This window comes from Pseudomonas sp. F3-2 (assembly GCF_038804275.1).
In the GTDB taxonomy this organism is placed as follows: domain Bacteria; phylum Pseudomonadota; class Gammaproteobacteria; order Pseudomonadales; family Pseudomonadaceae; genus Aquipseudomonas.
Genome location: NZ_CP152388.1, coordinates 54,415 through 74,753 on the forward strand (window position 1 = coordinate 54,415; position 20,339 = coordinate 74,753).

The 20,339-nt window shown below is 59.3% G+C and carries 20 protein-coding genes; 13 read left to right on the forward strand and 7 right to left on the reverse strand.

Annotated features, from left to right (window positions below):
- Window positions 1-29: 29 nt before the first annotated feature.
- The gene (locus tag AAGQ88_RS00270) at window positions 30-680 is read right to left on the reverse strand and encodes an HAD family hydrolase (protein ID WP_342654116.1); all 651 of its coding nucleotides are present in this window, start codon (window positions 678-680) and stop codon (window positions 30-32) included.
- 44 nt (window positions 681-724) lie between these two features.
- Window positions 725-1,270 carry a gamma carbonic anhydrase family protein gene (locus AAGQ88_RS00275; RefSeq protein WP_342654117.1) on the reverse strand — a complete coding sequence of 182 codons (546 nt, stop codon included), beginning with the start codon at window positions 1,268-1,270 and terminating at the stop codon, window positions 725-727.
- A gap of 76 nt (window positions 1,271-1,346) precedes the next feature.
- Between AAGQ88_RS00275 and prlC the strand changes: the two genes are divergently transcribed.
- Window positions 1,347-3,434: an oligopeptidase A gene (gene prlC, locus AAGQ88_RS00280; protein WP_342654118.1), complete on the forward strand. Its 2,088-nt coding sequence runs from the start codon at window positions 1,347-1,349 to the stop codon at window positions 3,432-3,434.
- The gene (locus tag AAGQ88_RS00285; protein WP_093466617.1) at window positions 3,431-3,718 is read left to right on the forward strand and encodes a YheV family putative zinc ribbon protein; all 288 of its coding nucleotides are present in this window, start codon (window positions 3,431-3,433) and stop codon (window positions 3,716-3,718) included. Before prlC ends, AAGQ88_RS00285 begins: the two co-directional genes overlap by 4 nt.
- Window positions 3,719-3,779: 61 nt before the next feature.
- Here AAGQ88_RS00285 and AAGQ88_RS00290 read toward each other — a convergent pair whose 3' ends face one another.
- Together AAGQ88_RS00290 and AAGQ88_RS00295 are read right to left on the reverse strand one after the other, a co-directional pair.
- On the reverse strand, window positions 3,780-5,420 hold the full coding sequence (locus AAGQ88_RS00290; protein ID WP_342654119.1) for a hypothetical protein: 1,641 nt from the start codon (window positions 5,418-5,420) through the stop codon (window positions 3,780-3,782).
- A 169-nt stretch (window positions 5,421-5,589) separates the two neighbouring features.
- A complete protein-coding gene (locus AAGQ88_RS00295; RefSeq protein ID WP_342654120.1) occupies window positions 5,590-6,345 on the reverse strand; it encodes a dual specificity protein phosphatase family protein in 756 nt (251 codons plus the stop codon).
- Window positions 6,346-6,471: 126 nt separating this feature from the next.
- On the opposite strand from AAGQ88_RS00295, the gene AAGQ88_RS00300 reads away from it, so the two are divergent.
- The 3 genes from AAGQ88_RS00300 (at window position 6,472) to AAGQ88_RS00310 (ending at window position 10,178) form a co-directional block, all read left to right on the forward strand.
- Window positions 6,472-7,530: a PA0069 family radical SAM protein gene (locus tag AAGQ88_RS00300; protein ID WP_342654121.1), complete on the forward strand. Its 1,059-nt coding sequence runs from the start codon at window positions 6,472-6,474 to the stop codon at window positions 7,528-7,530.
- A 249-nt stretch (window positions 7,531-7,779) separates the two neighbouring features.
- Window positions 7,780-8,508, forward strand: coding sequence for a carbonic anhydrase (locus tag AAGQ88_RS00305; RefSeq protein WP_342654122.1), 729 nt, complete (start codon window positions 7,780-7,782; stop codon window positions 8,506-8,508).
- Window positions 8,509-8,648: 140 nt separating this feature from the next.
- Window positions 8,649-10,178, forward strand: coding sequence for a SulP family inorganic anion transporter (locus AAGQ88_RS00310; RefSeq protein ID WP_342654123.1), 1,530 nt, complete (start codon window positions 8,649-8,651; stop codon window positions 10,176-10,178).
- 105 nt (window positions 10,179-10,283) lie between these two features.
- On the opposite strand, the gene AAGQ88_RS00315 is transcribed toward AAGQ88_RS00310, so the two are convergent.
- Window positions 10,284-10,934 carry a hypothetical protein gene (locus tag AAGQ88_RS00315; protein WP_342654124.1) on the reverse strand — a complete coding sequence of 217 codons (651 nt, stop codon included), beginning with the start codon at window positions 10,932-10,934 and terminating at the stop codon, window positions 10,284-10,286.
- Between the two features lie 371 nt (window positions 10,935-11,305).
- On the opposite strand from AAGQ88_RS00315, the gene coxB reads away from it, so the two are divergent.
- The 4 genes from coxB (at window position 11,306) to AAGQ88_RS00335 (ending at window position 15,648) form a co-directional block, all read left to right on the forward strand.
- Window positions 11,306-12,433, forward strand: coding sequence for a cytochrome c oxidase subunit II (gene coxB / locus AAGQ88_RS00320; RefSeq protein WP_342654125.1), 1,128 nt, complete (start codon window positions 11,306-11,308; stop codon window positions 12,431-12,433).
- 154 nt (window positions 12,434-12,587) lie between these two features.
- The gene (gene ctaD / locus AAGQ88_RS00325; protein WP_285422751.1) at window positions 12,588-14,174 is read left to right on the forward strand and encodes a cytochrome c oxidase subunit I; all 1,587 of its coding nucleotides are present in this window, start codon (window positions 12,588-12,590) and stop codon (window positions 14,172-14,174) included.
- 1 nt (window position 14,175) lies between these two features.
- Window positions 14,176-14,739 (forward strand): cytochrome c oxidase assembly protein, encoded by a 564-nt coding sequence (locus tag AAGQ88_RS00330; RefSeq protein WP_342654126.1) that lies wholly within the window; start codon window positions 14,176-14,178, stop codon window positions 14,737-14,739.
- Between the two features lie 24 nt (window positions 14,740-14,763).
- Window positions 14,764-15,648 carry a cytochrome c oxidase subunit 3 gene (locus tag AAGQ88_RS00335; protein WP_342654127.1) on the forward strand — a complete coding sequence of 295 codons (885 nt, stop codon included), beginning with the start codon at window positions 14,764-14,766 and terminating at the stop codon, window positions 15,646-15,648.
- Window positions 15,649-15,695: 47 nt separating this feature from the next.
- Here AAGQ88_RS00335 and AAGQ88_RS00340 read toward each other — a convergent pair whose 3' ends face one another.
- A complete protein-coding gene (locus AAGQ88_RS00340) occupies window positions 15,696-15,899 on the reverse strand; it encodes a twin transmembrane helix small protein (RefSeq protein WP_342654128.1) in 204 nt (67 codons plus the stop codon).
- A 71-nt stretch (window positions 15,900-15,970) separates the two neighbouring features.
- Between AAGQ88_RS00340 and AAGQ88_RS00345 the strand changes: the two genes are divergently transcribed.
- The 4 genes from AAGQ88_RS00345 to AAGQ88_RS00360 all read left to right on the forward strand — a co-directional run bounded on the left by AAGQ88_RS00345 (window position 15,971) and on the right by AAGQ88_RS00360 (window position 19,177).
- The gene (locus AAGQ88_RS00345; protein ID WP_342654129.1) at window positions 15,971-16,735 is read left to right on the forward strand and encodes an SURF1 family protein; all 765 of its coding nucleotides are present in this window, start codon (window positions 15,971-15,973) and stop codon (window positions 16,733-16,735) included.
- Complete coding sequence (locus AAGQ88_RS00350) at window positions 16,701-17,294, forward strand: hypothetical protein (protein ID WP_342654130.1); 594 nt, start codon at window positions 16,701-16,703, stop codon at window positions 17,292-17,294. Before AAGQ88_RS00345 ends, AAGQ88_RS00350 begins: the two co-directional genes overlap by 35 nt.
- Before the next feature lie 12 nt (window positions 17,295-17,306).
- Window positions 17,307-18,374 (forward strand): COX15/CtaA family protein, encoded by a 1,068-nt coding sequence (locus tag AAGQ88_RS00355; RefSeq protein WP_342654131.1) that lies wholly within the window; start codon window positions 17,307-17,309, stop codon window positions 18,372-18,374.
- 170 nt (window positions 18,375-18,544) lie between these two features.
- Window positions 18,545-19,177 (forward strand): SCO family protein, encoded by a 633-nt coding sequence (locus tag AAGQ88_RS00360; RefSeq protein ID WP_342654132.1) that lies wholly within the window; start codon window positions 18,545-18,547, stop codon window positions 19,175-19,177.
- A gap of 344 nt (window positions 19,178-19,521) precedes the next feature.
- On the opposite strand, the gene AAGQ88_RS00365 is transcribed toward AAGQ88_RS00360, so the two are convergent.
- Entirely contained in the window at window positions 19,522-20,295 is a 774-nt protein-coding gene (locus AAGQ88_RS00365; RefSeq protein ID WP_342654133.1) for a MetQ/NlpA family ABC transporter substrate-binding protein, read from the reverse strand.
- Between the last annotated feature and the right edge of the window lie 44 nt (window positions 20,296-20,339).

A 20,339-nucleotide genomic window follows, 5' to 3' on the forward strand; every position in this document is an offset into this window, starting at 1 on the left:
AGCGCGCTCCTGCACGGTTCAGGGCGCTCTCAGGACTTGAGAAACGCCTGATGCAGCGCTTGGATTGAATCAAAGTGATAGGTCGGCGCCTCGGCTTCCAGCTCCTCGCGACTGCCGAATCCATAACCCACCGCCGCCACATCCAGCCCGTTGCGCTTGCCACCGATCAAATCGTGTTTGCGGTCGCCGATCATCAGCGTCTGTTTGGGGTCCAGCTTTTCCTCTTCCAGCAAATGCCGGATCAGCTCGACCTTGTCGGTGCGGGTGCCGTCCAGCTCACTGCCGTAAATCAGCTTGAAATGCCGGGCAAAGTCGAAATGCCGGGCGATCTCATGGGCGAACACCCATGGTTTGGAGGTCGCGATGAACAGCGTGCGGCCTTGGTCCGAGAGCAGGTCGAGCAGCTCGAACACGCCGTCGAACACCAGATTCTCGTACAGGCCGGTCACCTTGAAGCGCTCGCGATAAAAGCCCACCGCTTCCCATGCCTTGGCTTCGTCGAACTCATAGGCGTGCATGAATTGCTGCAACAGCGGCGGACCGATGAAGTGCTCAAGCCGGGTGATGTCGGGTTCGTCGATGCCCAGCTTGCTCAAGGCGAACTGGATCGAACGGGTGATGCCTTCCCGTGGATCGGTCAGAGTGCCGTCCAGATCGAACAGAATGTTCTGGTAATGCATGTTGTCTCTCGAAGCATGTAAAGAATGTTTAGCCGTCCAGCCAATCAGGGCTTGTCGAAACCTTCGGCCAGATGCTGGTCCTTGAGCTTCACGTAATTGGTCGCGCTGTATGGGAAGAACGCCATTTCCTTTTCGGTCAGCGCACGAAGCTGTTTCACCGGGCGGCCGACATACAGGAAGCCGCTCTCAAGGCGTTTGCCCGGCGGCACCAGACTGCCGGCACCGATGATGACTTCATCCTCGACCACCGCGCCGTCCATGATCGTGCTCCCCATCCCGATCAGTATGCGACTGCCGATGGTGCAGCCATGCAACATCACTTTGTGGCCGATGGTGACTTCGTCACCGATCAACAGCGGGAAGCCATCAGGGTTGAACGGCCCGGCGTGGGTGATGTGCAGCACACTGCCGTCCTGAACGCTGGTGCGCGCGCCGATGCGGATGCGGTGCATATCGCCGCGGATCACCGTCAGCGGCCACACCGAGCTGTCCGTCCCGATTTCGACGTCGCCGATGACAACGGCCGAATGGTCGACGAACGCCCGCTCTCCAAGGGCTGGCGTGTGATTCTGGAATGTGCGAATGGCCACGATAGGCTCCTTCTCTGGCACTGATAGCAGGGCTATCCCCGTTAGATAGCTGCGGTCAGCGCCGATTGTAATTAAGATGCTTGGGTGTTTCTTCCAGCCAAGGTGCCAAACCGTGAGCGCGAACAACCCTCTTTTGCAATCGTACGACCTGCCACCTTTCTCGGCGATCCGCGCCGAGCACGTAAAACCAGCCATTGACCAGATTCTCGCCGACAACCGCGCAGCGATTGCCGACATCCTTGCCAAGCAAGGTTCGCAGCCTACATGGGCCGGCCTGGTGCTGGCGATGGACGAGCTAAACGATCGTCTGGGCGCTGCCTGGAGTCCGGTCAGCCACCTGAATGCCGTGTGCAACAGTGCCGAGCTGCGCGAAGCCTATGAGTCGTGCCTGCCCGCGCTGAGCGCCTATTCGACCGAAATGGGCCAGAACCGCGAGCTGTTCCAGGCGTTTGAAGCGCTGGCCAATAGCCCGGAAGCAGCGACTTACGATGTCGCGCAAAAAACCATTCTGGAACACTCGCTGCGTGACTTCCGCTTGTCCGGCATCGACCTGCCGCCTGAACAACAGAAGCGTTACGCCGAAGTGCAGAGCAAGCTGTCGGAGCTGGGCAGCCAGTTTTCCAACCAGTTGCTCGATGCGACTCAAGCCTGGACCAAGCATGTCACGGACGAGGCTGCCCTCGCCGGTCTGACCGATTCTGCCAAGGCACAAATGGCTGCGGCTGCCAAAGCCAAGGACCTGGACGGCTACCTGATCACGCTGGAGTTTCCGAGCTACTACGCCGTCATGACGTACGCCGAAGACCGCGCCCTGCGTGAAGAAGTCTACGCGGCGTATTGCACCCGCGCCTCTGATCAGGGCCCCAACGCTGGCAAGAACGACAATGGCCCGGTCATGGAGCAAATCCTCGACCTGCGGCAGGAACTGGCCAGGCTGTTGGGTTTCGCCAGTTTTTCGGAATTGAGCCTGGCGACGAAAATGGCGGAGTCCAGCGATCAAGTGCTCAGCTTCTTGCGCGATCTGGCCAAGCGCAGCAAGCCGTTCGCCGCTCAGGATCTGCAACAGCTCAAAGCCTATGCCGCCGAACAGGGTTGCCCGGATCTGCAAAGCTGGGACAGCGGTTTCTATGGCGAGAAGCTGCGCGAGCAGCGTTACAGCGTTTCTCAGGAAGTCCTGCGCGCCTACTTCCCGATCGACAAAGTGCTCACTGGCCTGTTCGCTATCGTGCAGAAACTGTACGGCATCGAAATTGCGGAGCAGAAAGGCTTCGATACCTGGCATCCCGACGTCCGCCTGTTTGAAATCAAGGAAAACGGGCAGCACGTCGGTCGCTTCTTCTTCGACCTCTATGCCCGCGCCAACAAGCGAGGCGGTGCCTGGATGGACGGCGCTCGAGACCGTCGTCGCACCTCTGCCGGCGCACTGCAAAGTCCGGTTGCCAATCTGGTGTGCAATTTCACGCCGGCGGCCCCCGGCAAGCCTGCGCTGCTGACTCACGATGAAGTGACCACCCTGTTCCACGAGTTCGGCCATGGCCTGCACCACTTGCTGACGCGCGTGGAGCACGCGGGCGCTTCTGGCATCAACGGCGTGGCGTGGGACGCGGTCGAGCTGCCAAGCCAGTTCATGGAAAACTGGTGCTGGGAGCCTGAAGGCCTGGCGCTGATTTCCGGCCACTATGAGACTGGCGAGCCGCTGCCTCAGGATCTGCTGGAAAAGATGCTCGCCGCGAAGAACTTCCAGTCCGGCCTGATGATGGTGCGTCAGCTTGAGTTCTCGCTGTTCGATTTCGAACTGCACGCAACGCACGGCGATGGCCGCAGCACGCTGCAAGTGCTCGAAGGCGTGCGGGACGAGGTGTCGGTGATGCGTCCGCCCGCCTACAACCGCTTCCCCAACAGCTTCGCGCACATCTTTGCGGGCGGTTACGCGGCGGGTTACTACAGCTACAAGTGGGCAGAAGTGCTGTCGGCCGACGCTTTCTCGAAATTCGAAGAGGACGGCGTGCTCAATGCCGAGACCGGCCGCGCCTTCCGCGAAGCGATCCTGGCCCGTGGCGGTTCACAGGCGCCGATGGTGCTGTTCGTCGACTTCCGCGGACGCGAGCCTTCGATTGACGCACTCTTGCGCCATTCCGGCTTGAGTGAGGAAGCGGCAGCATGACCGATACACCGCCAGTGATTACCAAAAAGCGCTTCATCGCCGGGGCTGTCTGCCCGGCGTGCAGCGAGCCTGACAAGTTGATGATGTGGAACGAAGACGATGTGCCTCATCGTGAATGCGTGCACTGCGGGTATTCGGACACGCTCAACGCTCAGGGGCAGTCGATTCCCAAGGAGCTGGGCACGCGCGTCAATAAGGCGCCGGTCAAACCGGCAGACCCCAAGGTGCAGGGCGTGCAGTTCTTCCCTAATCCGAAGCTGAAAAAGCCGATTGATCCGAGCTGAAGCGACGCCAGTAAACGCAAACGGGATACCGACAGGTATCCCGTTTTCGTCTGGGTTTCAGTTATTTCGCGCCGTTGATGTAGCCGAAAGAAATTTTACCTTCGATTTGCTTGGTGTAATTCGTGACTTTGACGTCTGCATTCGAGTAAGAGCTGTTAAACCCGGGGATGATCACGGGAGTGGTGATGTCGCGCAGAACCTGCACATTGGTTCTGCCCTCGTTGAAATCGCCACTCGGGTCGCCAGTGAGCGTAAACGATGTTCCAGCCTTGGCTTTGATGATTTTCGCCGACCGGATCTCGTCATTCGAACAACCGTATGGATTGCTCTGCATTTTTACTGTGTGGCTGGTGTTAAACGGAAGGACGCAGTCCAGGTTTTGCCCGGCATTGTTGCCTTCGTAAAACGCTATTGAGGCATCTGAGAAATCCTGAGGCGTATGGCCAATGACGACGCGCGACACCTTGCCGTTGAGACCGTTGTTGCGGATGTAGACAGCCTTGAAGTGGATGTTGCTGGCGTCCGACTCGAAGTCCGGGACGACCACGCGCTCTCGCAATCCGATGTCGCGTTGCACGTCGATGGTGATGTGATCGTCTTGGGTGCTGCCGTTGCCGTTATCAAATAGCTGGATGCGGGTACCTTTGGCCACGCCCGACAAGGAAATCGACCGTGCCTCATCATTTTCACAGCCATTGGCATCAAGGTTTACCACGCCGGCACGAACGGGTATCACGCAGACCAGGTCTTGAGATCTGGCCGCGCTCGGGCCTTCATGCAAATAAATCCCGCCATTGCTGAGCGCCTGGGTATAGCGATTGACTTCGCCACTCCGGTAATTATTGATACCGACATAGTTGGGTGTGACACCGCAGTTGTCTTCACGACGCTTGAGGTAGGTGAGGTTGTTGTCATAACTGGCCGAGTCGAAGATCGTGGAAGTGCCGGGGTGGAATTGATTCATCAGGAACAAAGGCTCCCATTGCTTACCTGTTGAGGCCGCCACCTTCGGCGTGTTCAACGGCAGCGCGTCCCAGCGTGTCGGACAGGACCAGTCATGGGCGCTTTCGATACTGCTGGCGATGTTGCCCAACGTGTCCCACCTGTTCTGAACAATCCAGTCCTGGTCGAACAGCACGGTGATTTTTTTGCCGTCGACCCAGTAATCGCCAGCAATCTGGCGATTGTCGGCCAACATAATGAGGCGATTATTCGTGGCTGCCATTTCATTGAGTGTCGGCCAACGTTCAGCCGGAAAGTTGGACGGATCGAAGGAAACGTCTGCCAACTCAGGAAGCGTGTTGAACACTTCTTGAACGTGCTCGCGTTGAACGTATGACTCCAGGAATAACGTCACGATTTCACTTGGATTGGCTTTCAGAAACGGCAGAAACTCATTTTTCAGCTGAGCTGAAAACGGTCCGTAACAGGCTAACGTTTTATGACAAATTCTGACTCGATATGCAGCGCGTGAATCAAAAGCGTCGACGTAAAGATCAAGCATGAAGCCTCTCACGCCATCGTTTAACTGCGTGGGTATCTCCTTGAGGTTCTGATTGATCTTTTCATATGCGTTGTGGGTAGTGACCCAACTGTACTCGTTGAACGGTTTGTCTTTCGGGTCCATAGGTAGTGCTTGTGCAGTGTGCGTGGCAACGGCGAAGACCGCCGCCAGCGGGAAGAATAAATAACGTAGGTTCACTGTCGAAATCCTTTTCGAGCGAGAGAGGGTTCAAATCATGAGTAATAACGGCCGATCATCGGCACGGTTCTAAGTAGTAGTGATGTTTAGCGTTTGCGCCATCTTGTGGCAGGTCAGGACTGTTGCAAAATAAGAATCTTGCCGACACCGCCAGTAATGAATTCGCCGGTCACAACCGCCGCAGAATCGTTTGCACTCCGACCCCATCGGTCTTCTGAAACCAGCCCTTTATTGCGCAGCTGGCAAATGCGCTGGTGCTGCACGCGCCGCTGTCGAGGGCTGCTTTCAGTGCGCCCACGTCAACCCGGTTGATGTAGTCGATGCCGTGTTTCAGGTTATCAGCGTCGCCATAACCGCCGTGTTCCATCTCATCCAGTGCGGCTTGTTTGGTCCAGCCCTGAATCACGATTCGATACATGGCGGCCACCAGCCCGGTTCGATCCAGCCCGTGTTTGCAGTGGATGAGGACTGGTCCGTGCTGCTGCGCCGTCTGTATCGCGCGCAGGCTTTGCAGCATGTCGGCATCGTCGACGTGCACGGTTTGCAGAGGGATCTGCACTTGCCGCACGGAGGGGTCGGTCAGCCATGCGCTGTCACTGTCTTTGATGAAGTTCACCACAATGTGTATGCCCAGCTTTTCGAGCAACGGCTGCGCAGCCACGTCAGGCTGACGGCTGCGGTACAGCGTGGGCGTGATCCGGTAGAGGTTGTAATGCGGGTCGATCGGCTGAGCCCATTGATCGGGACGTGGCGTCGGAAGGGAAGCGGAGTCCGCGGCCGATGCGAGACTGGCCAGCGAGACGCCGAGCAGTAATGCAATGACCTTCGGCAGAACAGGAGAGACGAGCAAGCGTTTTCGCATCGGAGGCACCGTGCAGGGCGGCAGGTTTGGATGCGGCGAGTCTGTGCTGCGCGAGGTCAACATCGTGTAATACACGCGTCAAAGCTTTGTTGGGCCGTTGATCGGCGCTGGGGATTATTTCTGCCATGCACATGGAGGCGAGCGTTGTTTCGGGATACTGTATAAATAGACAGTTATCGAGAGGCTCGCATGTCCATCTCAATGCCCCCACGCGGCCGCGGTACCGCAACGAATCCGCATAACCGCTTTGCGCCAAATCGCTCGGTCGCCGAGGACGACGGTTGGTATCAGGAAGTGCCGGTCACCCAAGGCACGACGGTCACGCATGAAACCGCTAAAAGCATCATTGCGCGCAATTCCTCGCCCGATATTCCCTTCGACCGTTCGATCAATCCGTACAGAGGCTGCGAACATGGCTGCATTTATTGCTACGCCCGACCCAGCCATGCTTATTGGGACATGTCGCCGGGGCTGGACTTCGAGACCAGGCTGATCGCCAAGACGAACGCTGCGGCCTTGCTGGAGCAGCAACTGTCGAAACCGGGCTACAGCGTAGCGCCGATCACCTTGGGCGCGAACACGGATCCCTATCAGCCCATCGAGCGTGAATACAAGATCACTCGAGCCACGCTGGAAGTTCTGCTGCGCTTCCGGCACCCGGTAACCATCATCACAAAAGGCTCGCTGATCCTTCGCGACCTGGATCTGCTGGCGGAGCTGGCGAAGTTGAACCTGGTCTCGGTGTTCATCAGCCTGACATCGCTGGACGACGAGCTGAAACGCATCCTCGAACCGCGCGCCGCTGCGCCCAAGGCCCGCTTGCGGGCGATCCGGGTGCTGCGCGACGCGGGCATTCCGGTCGGCGTGCTGCTCGCGCCGATCATTCCGATGATTAACGACATGGAGCTCGAAAAACTCATGGCCGAGGCCAGACAGGCTGGAGCCCTGAGCGCCAGCTACGTCATGTTGAGGTTACCGCTGGAGGTCGCGCCGCTGTTCGAGGAGTGGCTGCAAGCGCATTATCCTCAGCGGGCTGAACACGTGATGAGTCTGGTCCGGCAGAGCCGTGGCGGTCAGGTCTACGACAGCCGATTTGGCTCGCGCATGCGCGGCGAAGGCGTGTTCGCAGAGTTGCTGGCGCAGCGGTACAGTATCGCGGTAAAGAAGCTGGGACTGAACCGCCGCGAGAGTTTCCGACTCGACTGCGAGGCCTTCTGCCCGCCGGGAGGACAGATGTCATTGCTGTGACCCGGCTGGCGTCTTAACTGTATTGCAGCTGGGCGATAGGCGCCTGGCTCGCATCGATTAAGATTTTCTTAAGCAGAACCCGCGGTCTAGAGCGATGCATTCAGTTTCAATTAAGTTTGGACCGTTAGGGTAACTGCAAGTGACCGGCTGGTCGCGTGCAAAGGGAATTGTCCGTAATGCCAGAAAAAAGTGGGTCATCCCCCGGGAAACACTGGAATATCCACTTCAATCCGACAGTGAGGATCAGACATGAGTAACCAGGATAAACCGCAGTCGGCTGCCTCGGCAGGCACCTCGACTACAGATTCCGCCGATGCAGCGCTGCAGCACATCGTTGATGGCTTCAAGCACTTCCGCCACGACGTCTTCCCTGAACAGGAAGAGCTCTTCAAGAAACTCGCTACTGCACAGCACCCCAAAGCGATGTTCATCACCTGCGCCGACTCGCGCATCGTGCCCGAACTCATTACTCAAAGCTCGCCGGGCGACCTGTTCGTCACACGTAACGTGGGCAACGTCGTGCCGCCTTACGGCCCCATGAACGGCGGCGTGTCGACCGCCATCGAATATGCCGTGCTGGCGCTGGGCGTGCACCACATCATCATCTGCGGCCACTCCGATTGTGGCGCGATGCGTGCGGTTCTCAATCCAGACACGCTGGAACGCATGCCGACGGTAAAAGCCTGGCTGCGTCATGCCGAGGTCGCCAAGACCGTGGTGCAGGACAACTGCAGTTGCACAGGCGAGCACGAAACCATGCACGTGCTGACCGAAGAGAACGTCATCGCCCAGCTGCGTCACCTGCAGACACACCCTTCTGTCGCGTCGAAAATCGCCAGTGGCCAGTTGTTCATCCATGGCTGGGTATACGACATCGAAACCAGTGAAATCCGGGCCTACGATGCCGAACAAGGAACATTCCTGCCCCTCGATGGCGAACACTCGATCCCGATGGCGACACCTCGAAAGCGCTATTGACGATCACTCGCTGATCACACCCAAGAGCCCGTGAATCCACTTCACAGCTGACGGTTCGAACCTCATTCAAGCTCGTAGCGGCCGCGCTTTGCGCGTGCCGTCGGGCGTTGTCACGTCTGAAGATTTACCGGAGAGTCGTCATGGCTTCTACAGATCTGAAAGCTTTGTTGCCACGGGAGCTGCTGGCTTCCGTGGTGGTGTTTCTGGTGGCGCTGCCACTGTGCATGGGTATTGCGATTGCGTCGGGCATGCCGCCAGCCAAAGGCTTGATCACCGGGATCATCGGTGGTCTGGTGGTGGGCTGGCTCGCCGGCTCGCCCTTGCAGGTCAGTGGTCCGGCCGCGGGTCTTGCGGTGCTGGTGTTCGAACTCGTTCGCGAGCACGGCATGGCAATGTTGGGCCCCATCCTCGTGCTGGCGGGCGTGCTGCAACTGCTCGCGGGTCGGCTGAAGCTCGGATGCTGGTTTCGCGTCACCGCGCCCGCTGTGGTGTACGGAATGCTGGCGGGTATCGGCGTGTTGATCGTGCTGTCCCAGGCCCATGTGATGTTCGACAGTGGCCCGAAACCTTCGGGGCTGGATAACCTGATCGCCTTCCCGCAGACGCTGTTCGGCGCCATTGGGCCGGGAAGCGGCATGCAGGCTGGTTTGCTGGGCCTGGGCACGATTGCCGTGATGTGGCTGTGGGAAAAGCGCCGGCCCCACGCGCTGCGTTTCGTGCCGGGCGCGTTGCTGGGCGTCGGGATCGCGACGGCGGTCAGCCTTGCGATGAGCTTGCAGGTCAAGCGCGTGGAAGTGCCCGCTAACCTTGCCGAAGCGATCGACTGGCTGCGTCCTGCCGATCTGCTGAACCTGGCGGATCCGGCAATTCTGATTGCAGCGATTGCAGTGGCATTCATCGCCAGCGCCGAAACGCTCTTGTCGGCGGCTGCTGTGGACCGCATGCACGACGGCCAGCGTTCGGACTTCGACAAAGAACTGAGCGCGCAAGGCGTTGGCAACATGCTGTGCGGTCTGGTGGGCGCTTTGCCAATGACGGGCGTCATTGTGCGCAGCTCCGCGAACGTCCAGGCCGGTGCGAAAACCCGTCTGTCTGCGATGTTCCACGGCTTGTGGTTGCTGGCCTTCGTACTGCTGTTGTCCAGCGTGCTGCAAAGCATTCCCGTCGCGAGCCTCGCCGGTGTGCTGGTCTTCACCGGTGTGAAGCTGGTAGACCTCAAAGCGTTGCGCGGTCTGGGGCGCTACGGGCGTATGCCGATGTTCATCTACGGTGCGACGGCGGCCGCCATCATCTTCACGGACCTGCTGACCGGCGTGTTGATCGGTTTCGGTCTGACGCTGGTGAAGCTGGCGTTGAATGCATCGCGCCTGAAGATCAATCTGGTGGACCTCCCGGCCGAGGGCGAGATGGAACTGCGTCTGACCGGTGCGGCCACGTTCCTCAAAGTCCCTGCTCTGACGCAGGCGCTGGCGTCAGTGCCTGCGGGCACTACGTTGCACGTGCCGCTGGGCAATCTCAGCTACATCGATCATTCGTGTCTGGAGCTGCTCGAGGAATGGGGGCGCGCCAATGCGGCTCAGGGGTCGCGACTGCTGCTTGAGCAGCGCCTGCTCAAGCGACGAGTAGAAGGGCGGATTCGCACGTCGATTGGTGGCGCGGCGCTGCATTGATGTCAGGGTGATCCGGGTCTTCCCCTCTTCTATGGGAGCGAGGCAGCAACCTCGCTTCCATGGGGGACCATTCGGCAGCATCAACTTTGCGCTGCGACTGACTCATCAATCCTTGGCGCATTCCATTTCAAGGCCAACGCCCAATTGGCGCGACAGACTCGGCCAGCGTTTCCAGGCCGCTTCGGTGTCCGGGCTGACGAGGCGTTCGCGATAGGCTTCGACCGACTCCAGCGAAAAGCTGTCTTCATCGAGCATTTCATCGATGGCGTGGTGCACCACTTCGTCCAGTTGATTGGCAAATGCCTCCCCGATCAATTGGTGAGCAATGACGCTGGCTACGGTAGTGTTAACCGGGATCAGAGGTTGTCCGAAGTGCACGATGTAAAGGTCGTTGACCTCTTCCACCAGACGATGCGCCAGATAGGCTTCATCCAGCAGGCCGTCCAGGCCTTCGTGACCGGCCATGATAGCTGGCGGCGCGCTGAAGAATTGTTCGGCGATCTTCAGCACCGGTTTGATCTGGTTCTCGATGCCGGCCTGCAGCGCAACTTCATGGGCAGCGTCGAGCAGGTCGGGCACTTGTTCGATGTAGGCGACGACAAAGCGCGCCAGTACGCCTCGGGCGTCGACGTCAGGAAGATGAATGGCAGGGTGCAGATGAGGAAGTTGCATTTCCAGCTGGCGCAATAACTGACCGGTTTGGGTCTCGTGTTCCTGTGCTCGTGTGATCTGCTCGCGCAATGCGGCGGTGTTCATGAATACTCCATGGGGCAAAAAACCAGGCCGTCATTATAGGGAAGTCATACGTTAGCTTGCTTATCAAACACGCTAAGACGTAATTGTCATAACAGTTTCACAGTTATGTGCATTGGCTATTAAAACGTCGGTTTCGGCGCTTTTGGCGTGATTTCCCCCAGTAAACCCGCACACGTATAGCTTGAATTCGCGAATTCTCCACCCCGTGCGCCCGATTGCGCCGTGTCTATACTCGGGTCAGTGAATGGCTTTCCGAGTGAACTCGGAACTGTGAAGCTGGCCTGGCCCCGGTCCCCTTGCAACTTGTCGACCGCTCCCTCGCCTGCATGTGACTGCTGGCAACGATAAGAAGAACAAGAGGGGAAATCGCAATGGTGCGACATCCACACGTCTGGATGGGGCTCCTGTTGTGGTCGGTATTCGGCCAGGCACACGCTGCCTGGACCACGAATATGGCGCCTGGAGCGACTGAGGTGAGCCATAAGGTCTTCGACCTGCACATGACCATTTTCTGGATATGTGTGGTGATCGGCATCGTCGTGTTTGGCGCGATGTTCTGGTCGATGATCGTTCATCGCCGCTCCACCGGCCAAGTGGCCGCCAAGTTTCACGAGAGCACCAGGATCGAGATTCTCTGGACCATCGTGCCGCTGCTGATTCTTGTGGTCATGGCGATCCCTGCCACCAAAACCCTCATTCAGATGTACGACAACACTGAGTCCGGACTGGATATCCAGATCACCGGTTATCAGTGGAAATGGCATTACAAATATCTGGGTCAGGACGTTGAGTTTTTCAGCAACCTGGCAACGCCTGCCGATCAGATCCACAACCAGGAAGCGAAAGGCGAGCACTACCTGCTTGAGGTCGACCAGCCCTTGGTGGTGCCCGTGGGCGTGAAAATCCGGTTTCTGGTCACCGCTGCCGACGTTATCCATTCCTGGTGGGTGCCGGCGTTCGCGGTCAAGCGCGATGCCATTCCCGGCTTCGTCAACGAGGCCTGGACCCGCATTGAAAAGCCCGGCATCTATCGCGGCCAGTGCTCGGAACTGTGCGGCAAGGATCACGGTTTCATGCCGATCGTGGTGGAGGCCAAGAGCCAGGCCGACTACGACACCTGGCTGGCCGGCCGCAAGGAAGAAGTCGCGAAGCTCAAAGAGCTGACCAGCAAGGACTGGACCCTGGCGGACCTCATGGCTCAGGGCGACAAGGTCTATCACACCACTTGCGTGGCCTGTCATCAGGCGCAAGGGCAAGGGCTGCCGCCGATGTTCCCGGCGCTCAAAGGCTCCAAAACTGCCCTCGGTCCTAAGGAAGAACACCTCAAGACCGTTTTCAACGGCCGCCCGGGCACAGCAATGGCGGCATTCGGCAAGCAGCTCTCGGAAGTGGACATCGCCGCAGTTGTGACCTACGAGCGCAATGCGTGGGGTAACAACACGGGCGATGTGGTCACGCCTAAAGACGTGCTGGCGCTCAAACAGGCGGCCGCGAAATGAACAGGCTCACCGAAATCATTGTAGGAGCGCGCTTGCCCGCGATGGCGTGGTGTCAGGCGACACATCTATCGCAGATACACCGCAATCGCGGGCAAGCGCGCTCCTACAGCACGTTCGCTATAGCCAGGTGCGAGGGCTTCGCAGGAGACAGGACATGAGTGCAGTAATTGACGACCATGGCCACGAAGGCCATGTCCACGGTCCGGCAAAGGGGCTGATGCGTTGGGTGCTGACCACCAACCATAAGGACATCGGCACACTTTACTTGTGGTTCAGCTTCTCGATGTTCCTGCTCGGCGGGTCATTCGCGATGGTGATTCGTGCCGAGCTGTTTCAGCCCGGATTACAGATCGTCGAACCTGCATTCTTTAATCAGATGACCACGATGCATGGGCTGGTGATGGTCTTCGGGGCGGTCATGCCCGCCTTCGTCGGGCTTGCCAACTGGATGATTCCGTTGATGGTCGGCGCGCCGGACATGGCGCTGCCACGCATGAACAATTTCAGTTTCTGGCTGCTGCCGGCGGCGTTCCTGTTGCTGGTTTCCACGCTCTTCACGCCGGGCGGCGGACCGAACTTTGGCTGGACGTTCTATGCGCCGCTTTCAACCACTTACGCACCGCAAAGCGTGACGTATTTCATCCTCGCCATCCACTTGATGGGCATCAGCTCGATCATGGGCGCGATCAACGTCATTGCCACCATTCTCAACCTGCGCGCGCCAGGCATGACCCTGATGAAAATGCCGCTGTTCGTCTGGACCTGGCTGATCACGGCGTTTCTGCTCATCGCGGTGATGCCGGTGCTGGCCGGCTGCGTGACGATGATGCTGATGGACATCCATTTCCACACCAGCTTTTTCAACGCAGCGGGCGGTGGTGATCCAGTGCTGTTCCAGCACGTATTCTGGTTTTTCGGCCATCCCGAGGTGTACATCATGATCCTGCCCGCGTTCGGCGCGGTCAGTTCGATCATTCCGGCGTTCTCGCGCAAGCCGCTGTTCGGTTACACCTCGATGGTCTACGCCACGGCGAGCATCGCCTTCCTGTCGTTCATCGTCTGGGCGCACCATATGTTTGTGGTGGGCATTCCGTTGGTGGGCGAGCTGTTCTTCATGTACGCCACCATGCTCATTGCCGTACCGACCGGGGTGAAGGTGTTCAACTGGGTCAGCACCATGTGGCAGGGCGAGCTGACGTTCGAGACGCCCATGCTGTTTGCCGTGGCGTTCGTGATCCTGTTCACCATCGGCGGCTTCTCCGGGCTGATGCTGGCCATTGCGCCGGCGGATTTTCAATACCAGGACACTTACTTCGTGGTGGCTCACTTCCACTACGTTCTGGTGCCCGGCGCGATCTTCGGCATCTTCGCTTCGGCCTACTACTGGCTGCCGAAATGGACGGGCCACATGTACGACGAAACCCTAGGCAAGCTGCATTTCTGGTTGTCGTTCGTCGGCATGAACATGGCTTTCTTCCCGATGCATTTTGTCGGGTTGGCCGGGATGCCGCGTCGGGTGCCGGACTACAACCTGCAATTTGCCGACTTCAACATGGTGTCCTCGATCGGTGCATTTACCTTTGGCGCCACGCAGATTTTCTTCCTGTTCATCGTGATCAAGACCATTCGCGGTGGTCCGCCTGCCCCGGCCAAACCCTGGGACGGTGCCGACGGCCTGGAGTGGACCGTGCCGTCGCCGGCGCCCTATCACACCTTCGTCACGCCACCGGAAGTGAAATGACATGAGCCATGCCTTGCAGCCGAACAAGCGACTGGTGATCCGCCTGCTGCTGCTGGCGGTCGCGATGTTCGCGTTCGGTTTCGCGCTGGTGCCGCTGTATGACGTGATGTGCAAGACACTGGGTATCAATGGCAAGACTGGCGAACGCTACACCCAGGCGCAGCAGATCGATGAGAGCCGACAGGTGCGCGTGCAGTTTGTGTCGACCAATTCCGCCGACATGGTCTGGGGGTTCTTCCCCAAGGCCGAGGAGATGAACGTGCATCCCGGTGCGGTCAGCGAAATGCTGTTCGTGGCCCAGAACCCCAGCGACAGGCCGATGACCGCGCAGGCAGTGCCGAGCATTTCGCCCAGCACCGCCGCCGTGTATTTCCACAAGACCGAATGTTTCTGCTTCACCCAGCAGATGCTGCAGCCGGGCGAGAGGATCGAAATGCCGGTGCGTTTCATTGTCGATCGCGATCTGCCCGCGGACGTGAAGCATCTGACGCTCGCTTACACGCTGTTCGATATCACCGCTCGCATGCCGCCCGTTCTTAAAACGGCGGCGGGCAATGGCGGCTAGGCCTCAGGCCAGGAGAGACAGACGATGGCAACCCACGAGCATTATTACGTCCCCGCGCAGAGCAAATGGCCGATCATCGCCACCATCGGCATGTTCACCACGATGTATGGGCTGGGCACCTGGTTCATCGACATGAAGGCCGCACGTGACTCCCACGGCCCTGTCATTTTCGCAATCGGCGGGCTGATCGTGGCATACATGATGTTCGGCTGGTTCAGCACCGTCATCAAAGAGAGTCGGTCCGGGCTTTATAGCGCTCAGATGGATCGCTCGTTCCGCTGGGGAATGGGGTGGTTCATTTTCTCGGAAGTGATGTTCTTCGTGGCCTTCTTCGGCGCGCTGTTTTATGTGCGTGTGATTGCAGGCCCCGCGTTGGGCGGTGAAGGGGCAAAAGGCATCGCACACATGCTCTGGCCGAACTTCCAGTACGCCTGGCCGCTGCTGCATACACCCGACCCGGCGATGTTCGCGCCGCCCAAGGAAGTCATCGATCCCTGGCATCTGCCGCTGATCAATACCGTTCTGCTGGTCAGCTCCAGTGTGACCGTGACCATCGCCCATCACGCGCTCAAAAAAGGCCATCGTGGCGCGCTGAGGCTGTGGCTGGCGGCAACCATCCTGTTGGGCGTGGCGTTTCTTGCGCTGCAAGCGATGGAATATCACGAAGCCTACACAGAACTCGGCCTGACGCTGGGTTCAGGCATCTACGGCGCAACGTTCTTCATGCTCACCGGCTTCCACGGCGCACACGTCACCATTGGCACGATCATTCTGTTCGTGATGTTGATGCGCATTCTGCGCGGGCATTTCGATGCCGAGCACCAGTTCGGATTCGAGGCCGCCAGTTGGTATTGGCATTTTGTCGACGTGGTGTGGGTGGGGTTATTCGTTTTCGTCTACGTGCTGTGAATGCCGGGTGACTGAGCCGACACGAAAGCCGCAGGCGTGAACGCGCCTCACCACGGCGTGTGATAGACCAGTTGCCCGCTGAAATACCCGTAGGCAATCAGCGCCAGCGTGATCGCTGCGCAGCACACGCGCACAGTCAGGGCTTTCACCAGGCGGGTCGATGAAGCGTCGTCCTTGACCAGAAAGAACAGGCCGCTGAACAGACTGACCACTGTGGCAACGAGCATCAGAACAATCGCGGCTTTGAGCATGGTGCGACTCCAGGAGCAAACGCTATGCAACGGAGTATAGGTGCAGCTCACCCATGGAAACCGGAGGCGTCATGAAACGCTTTCGCCCTGGGGTGTTGCCGACGCTGGTCGTTTTTGCGCTGTTGCCGCTGCTGGTCTGGCTGGGTTTCTGGCAGTTGGGCCGAGGTGAAGAGAAACGCCAGATGCTCGCCAGCTACGCCGAGCGCCGGGCGTCACCTCCGGTTGCTGTCGATCTGCTGCCCGGGGTGGCGGATCCGGCGTATCGGCGTGTGCAGCTTCGCGGCACATTCGATGCCGAACATACCGTCTTGCTGGACAACAGCACGCGCGATGGCAAGGCCGGGGTAGAGCTGATTCAGCCGTTCCATGATCAGGCGAGTGGGCTTTGGCTGATGGTCAATCGAGGGTGGTTGCCCTGGCCGGATCGGCGGCTGCCCGCGCAGTTCGACACGCCGGCTCAGCGTTACATCCTCGACGCGTGGGTGTATGTGGCGCCGGGAGCGACCTTCCAGCTGCATCCGGACGCCAGGAGCGAGCGCTGGCCAAAGCTGATCACCGCCCTTGATCCTGCGGTGGTCTGGTCTGAGTTGCATCGGGACGGCTATGCCCATGAGCTGCGTCTCGAAGCGGGACCTGTGGCCTATCGCACCGATTGGCCTGTGGTCGCCATGGGTCCGGAAAAACATGTGGGCTACGCCGTGCAATGGTTCGCGATGGCCACGGCTTTGTTCGGTCTTTATCTCTATCTGGGCTTCAACCAGACGGCAACAGCCAGACACAAAAAGAACAAGGAGACGCCGCATGGGGACCACCATGAATCCAGCCAGCACGTCTGACGCTGGCTCAGCAATCAGACGTCGCCGGGGTCGATTGCAGTTGATCCTCGTGCTGCTCGTGGCGGTCGGGCCGATGGTGCTCGCCACCTGCATGTACACGTTCAAGTTCTGGGTTCCGGAGAGCCGCAGTTTTCATGGCGAACTCATCGGCAATGGCGAAAGCCGCGTCGAGCTCGGCGTACAGTCGGACGAGAAGCGCTGGCAGATGCTGGTGACTGCGCCGCAACAGTGCGACGCCGATTGCCAGCAGTTGGTGTACCTAGCGCGGCAAATCCAGATCGGCCTGGGCCGAGACGCGTCGCGTGCCAGCCATGCGTTGAGCGCGGCGCAACCGCTTACGGCGCAGTTTGAGGCAACGCTGGCGCGCGAATACCCGCAGCTCCAGCGCTACCCGCTGGATGTGAAGCGGTATCGGCGAATGGCACCGGGTGTCGAGCTGCCGCAACTGTGGATCGTCGATCCCCATGGCAATCTGGTGCTGCGCTATGGCGCGCAAGTCAAAGGCAAGGATGTGCTCATCGACCTTCGTCAACTGCTGAAACTGTCGAACATCGGCTAAGGAGCAGGCGCCATGACCCGGCCAGGATTTCGTCTCGCACTGCTCGCCACGGTAGTCGCGCTGGTGGTCGTGCTGCTCGGTGCCTACACCCGGCTCACCCATGCAGGTCTGGGTTGCCCCGATTGGCCGGGGTGTTACGGCTTCATCAGCGTGCCCAGCACCGAAGCTCAGTTGGCCCATGCAGAAGTCAGATTTCCCGACACACCGGTGGAGGCCGCCAAGGGCCACAACGAGATGGTGCATCGCTACTTCGCCGGAGGGCTCACGCTGCTGATCATGATGCTGGGCGTTCAGGCCTGGCATCGACGTCACATCGCCGGGCAGCCCGTGGGATTGCCGCTGTTACTCCTCGCATTGGTGGTCACTCAGGCCGCCTTCGGCATGTGGACGGTGACGCTCAAGCTGTGGCCGCAAGTGGTGACGGCGCATCTGCTGGGCGGCATGTCGACGCTGAGCCTGTTGTTCTTGCTCACCCTGCGGCTGAGCGGGCGCTTTGCACCGATGGCGCTGACTACCACGCCCGAGGGCCAGCGTCTGCGGCGCATGGCCGTGGCAGGTCTGGTGCTGGTGGGATTGCAGATCGCGCTGGGTGGCTGGGTCAGCTCCAATTATGCGGCGATGGCGTGCGTCGATCTGCCCACCTGTCAGGGCCGCTGGTGGCCGGATACTGATTTCGCGAACGGCTTTCACCTGACCCAACACATCGGTCCCAACTATCTGGGCGGCAAGCTCGACAGCGATGCGCGCACCGCCATACACCTGACCCACCGAATTGGCGCGTTGCTGGTGACGTTCTCGTTGTCGGCGCTGGCCTTCGCGCTTTACCGACTGGGGCTCAGAAGCATGGCGGCGCTTTTGGTGTCTGCCCTGGGCCTGCAGATTGCGCTGGGCATCGGCAGTGTCGTGCTGCATCTGCCGCTTGCGTTGGCCGTCGCCCATAACGCCGGAGGTGCCGCCTTGATCCTGACCCTGACGCTGATCGGTTACCGCGTCAGGCCGCTGGTTGCCCCCGCCCCCCGCCAGGCATCGAACTGGTGGCAACAGGCGCATGTGCTTTTGCACCTCGGCCCGCATCGCTGATTCAGTGTGCGGGTGTGAGCGCTTAGGTGCGGATCACTTTCGGCGACGGGCCCTGCTGATGTACCGTGGCCGCTGTTGCGCGCAACGATCGCTATTCCGGTCGGCTCCGATTCACCGCCGCTGAGGGATGCTCGTCGCGCTGCTCGTGATCATTACTTGATGCCGAATCCATGACCCGAACCCAGAAAACCGTCTTCATCCTTGTTGCCATCGTCGCTGTAGTGCTGGGCCTGACCGTCAATCGTGTGTTGTCCGGTAAAGACCAGGGCGATCAGACCGCGCTCATCGATGCGGGCATCATTCTGTTGCCCCAAAGCCGGGAGGTCCCGGATCTGCAGATGACGAATCAGGACGGCCAGCCGGTGTCACTCGGCTCCCTCAAGGATAAATGGACCCTGCTGTTCTTTGGCTATACCTTCTGCCCGGACATCTGCCCGACCACGCTTGCGCAGTTGCGGCAGATAAAAAGCGAATTGCCTGAAGAGGCGGCTGCCAAACTGCGTGTGGTGCTGGTCAGCGTCGACCCCAATCGTGACACGCCTCAACAACTGAAGACGTACCTGGGCTACTTCGACAAACAGTTCGTTGGCCTGACCACACCGGTTGAAAACATTCAGAAGCTCGCCAATGCGGTGAGCATTCCGTTCATTCCCGCCGACACCAGCAAACCCAACTACACGGTCGATCACAGCGGCAACCTAGCTCTCCTCGGGCCGGACGGCACGCAACGCGGCTTCATCCGTGCACCGCTCAACAACCAAAAACTGGTGGCTCAATTGCCGGTCCTGCTCAAGAAGCAATAAAGCCAACGATAGGGCGGATCGTGATGTGTTGAGGCTTGCTCACGAAGGCGGCACCCTCAGACATCGATGTCGCCTGTCAGAATGCCTTCGCGGGCAAGCGCGCTCCTACATGGATCGCGGCGTGGCTTAGAGACGCGTCAGTTTCAGCGTCGGAGGGGAGATCGGCCTTGCGGAAGGATCCGGCGCGAACCTCTGACCTGTGGGAGTGAGCTTGCTCACGAATGCGGCATCTCGGTGACATTGATGTCGACTGTCAGAATGCCTTCGCGAGCAAGCTCACTCCTACTCAGATCGCGCACTGGCCGAGGTTGAAGTCGGCTGTTTGCGACGAAAGATCGGTCCGATCAGAACGCCGGCACCACGGCGCCTTTGTACTTGGTCTCGATGAACTGCTTGGTCTCCGGGCTGTGCAACGCAGCGACCAGTTTCTGGATGGCAGGCGAATCCTTGTTGTCTTCGCGGGTCACCAGGATGTTTGCGTAGGGCGACTCCTGACCTTCAATGATCAGCGCGTCCTTGGTCGGATCGAGCTTGGCGGTCAGCGCGTAATTGGTGTTGATCAGCGCCAGGTCAACCTGGGTCAATACGCGTGGCAGCGTGGCAGCTTCCAACTCGCGGAATTTCAGTGCCTTTGGGTTCTGCAGCACATCGCTAGGTTTGGCGGTGCTGCTGGACGGATCCTTCAGAGTGATCAGACCGGCTTTGACCAGCAGCAGAAATGCACGCCCTTCGTTGGTCGCATCGTTCGGCAGCGCGACAGTTGCGCCGTCAGGCAGGTCGGCCAGGTTCTTGATCTTGTCCGAGTACGCCCCGAACGGTTCCACGTGAACCTTTGCGACGCTCACCAGGTGCGTGCCCTTGCCTTTGTTGAACTCATCCAGATACGGCTGGTGCTGGAAAAAGTTGGCGTCCATGCGCTTCTGATCGACCTGTACGTTGGGTTGAACGTAGTCGTTGAAGACCTTCACATTCAGCGTCACGCCCTCTTTGGCCAGGGTCGGCTTCACGAACTCGAGGATTTCGGCGTGAGGCACAGCGCTTGCCGCGACGGTCAGAGTTTCATCGGCGTGGGCGGAAAATGCAGCCACTGCAGCGAAGATGGCCAACAGCTTTTTCATGTGTTTCTACTCCTGAAATGCCCGCTCTTGGGCGAACACCTGCC

Coding starts and splice junctions, on each gene's coding strand:
- AAGQ88_RS00355 (WP_342654131.1), top strand. CDS start 17,307: ATGACCCGGCCAGGATTTCGTCTCGCACTGCTCGCCACGGTAGTCGCG.
- AAGQ88_RS00350 (WP_342654130.1), top strand. CDS start 16,701: ATGGGGACCACCATGAATCCAGCCAGCACGTCTGACGCTGGCTCAGCA.
- AAGQ88_RS00270 (WP_342654116.1), bottom strand. CDS start 680: ATGCATTACCAGAACATTCTGTTCGATCTGGACGGCACTCTGACCGAT.
- AAGQ88_RS00345 (WP_342654129.1), top strand. CDS start 15,971: ATGAAACGCTTTCGCCCTGGGGTGTTGCCGACGCTGGTCGTTTTTGCG.
- AAGQ88_RS00360 (WP_342654132.1), top strand. CDS start 18,545: ATGACCCGAACCCAGAAAACCGTCTTCATCCTTGTTGCCATCGTCGCT.
- AAGQ88_RS00335 (WP_342654127.1), top strand. CDS start 14,764: ATGGCAACCCACGAGCATTATTACGTCCCCGCGCAGAGCAAATGGCCG.
- AAGQ88_RS00300 (WP_342654121.1), top strand. CDS start 6,472: ATGTCCATCTCAATGCCCCCACGCGGCCGCGGTACCGCAACGAATCCG.
- prlC (WP_342654118.1), top strand. CDS start 1,347: ATGCTTGGGTGTTTCTTCCAGCCAAGGTGCCAAACCGTGAGCGCGAAC.
- AAGQ88_RS00285 (WP_093466617.1), top strand. CDS start 3,431: ATGACCGATACACCGCCAGTGATTACCAAAAAGCGCTTCATCGCCGGG.
- AAGQ88_RS00330 (WP_342654126.1), top strand. CDS start 14,176: ATGAGCCATGCCTTGCAGCCGAACAAGCGACTGGTGATCCGCCTGCTG.
- AAGQ88_RS00315 (WP_342654124.1), bottom strand. CDS start 10,934: ATGAACACCGCCGCATTGCGCGAGCAGATCACACGAGCACAGGAACAC.
- AAGQ88_RS00305 (WP_342654122.1), top strand. CDS start 7,780: ATGAGTAACCAGGATAAACCGCAGTCGGCTGCCTCGGCAGGCACCTCG.
- AAGQ88_RS00340 (WP_342654128.1), bottom strand. CDS start 15,899: ATGCTCAAAGCCGCGATTGTTCTGATGCTCGTTGCCACAGTGGTCAGT.
- AAGQ88_RS00310 (WP_342654123.1), top strand. CDS start 8,649: ATGGCTTCTACAGATCTGAAAGCTTTGTTGCCACGGGAGCTGCTGGCT.
- coxB (WP_342654125.1), top strand. CDS start 11,306: ATGGTGCGACATCCACACGTCTGGATGGGGCTCCTGTTGTGGTCGGTA.
- AAGQ88_RS00295 (WP_342654120.1), bottom strand. CDS start 6,345: ATGTTGACCTCGCGCAGCACAGACTCGCCGCATCCAAACCTGCCGCCC.
- AAGQ88_RS00365 (WP_342654133.1), bottom strand. CDS start 20,295: ATGAAAAAGCTGTTGGCCATCTTCGCTGCAGTGGCTGCATTTTCCGCC.
- ctaD (WP_285422751.1), top strand. CDS start 12,588: ATGAGTGCAGTAATTGACGACCATGGCCACGAAGGCCATGTCCACGGT.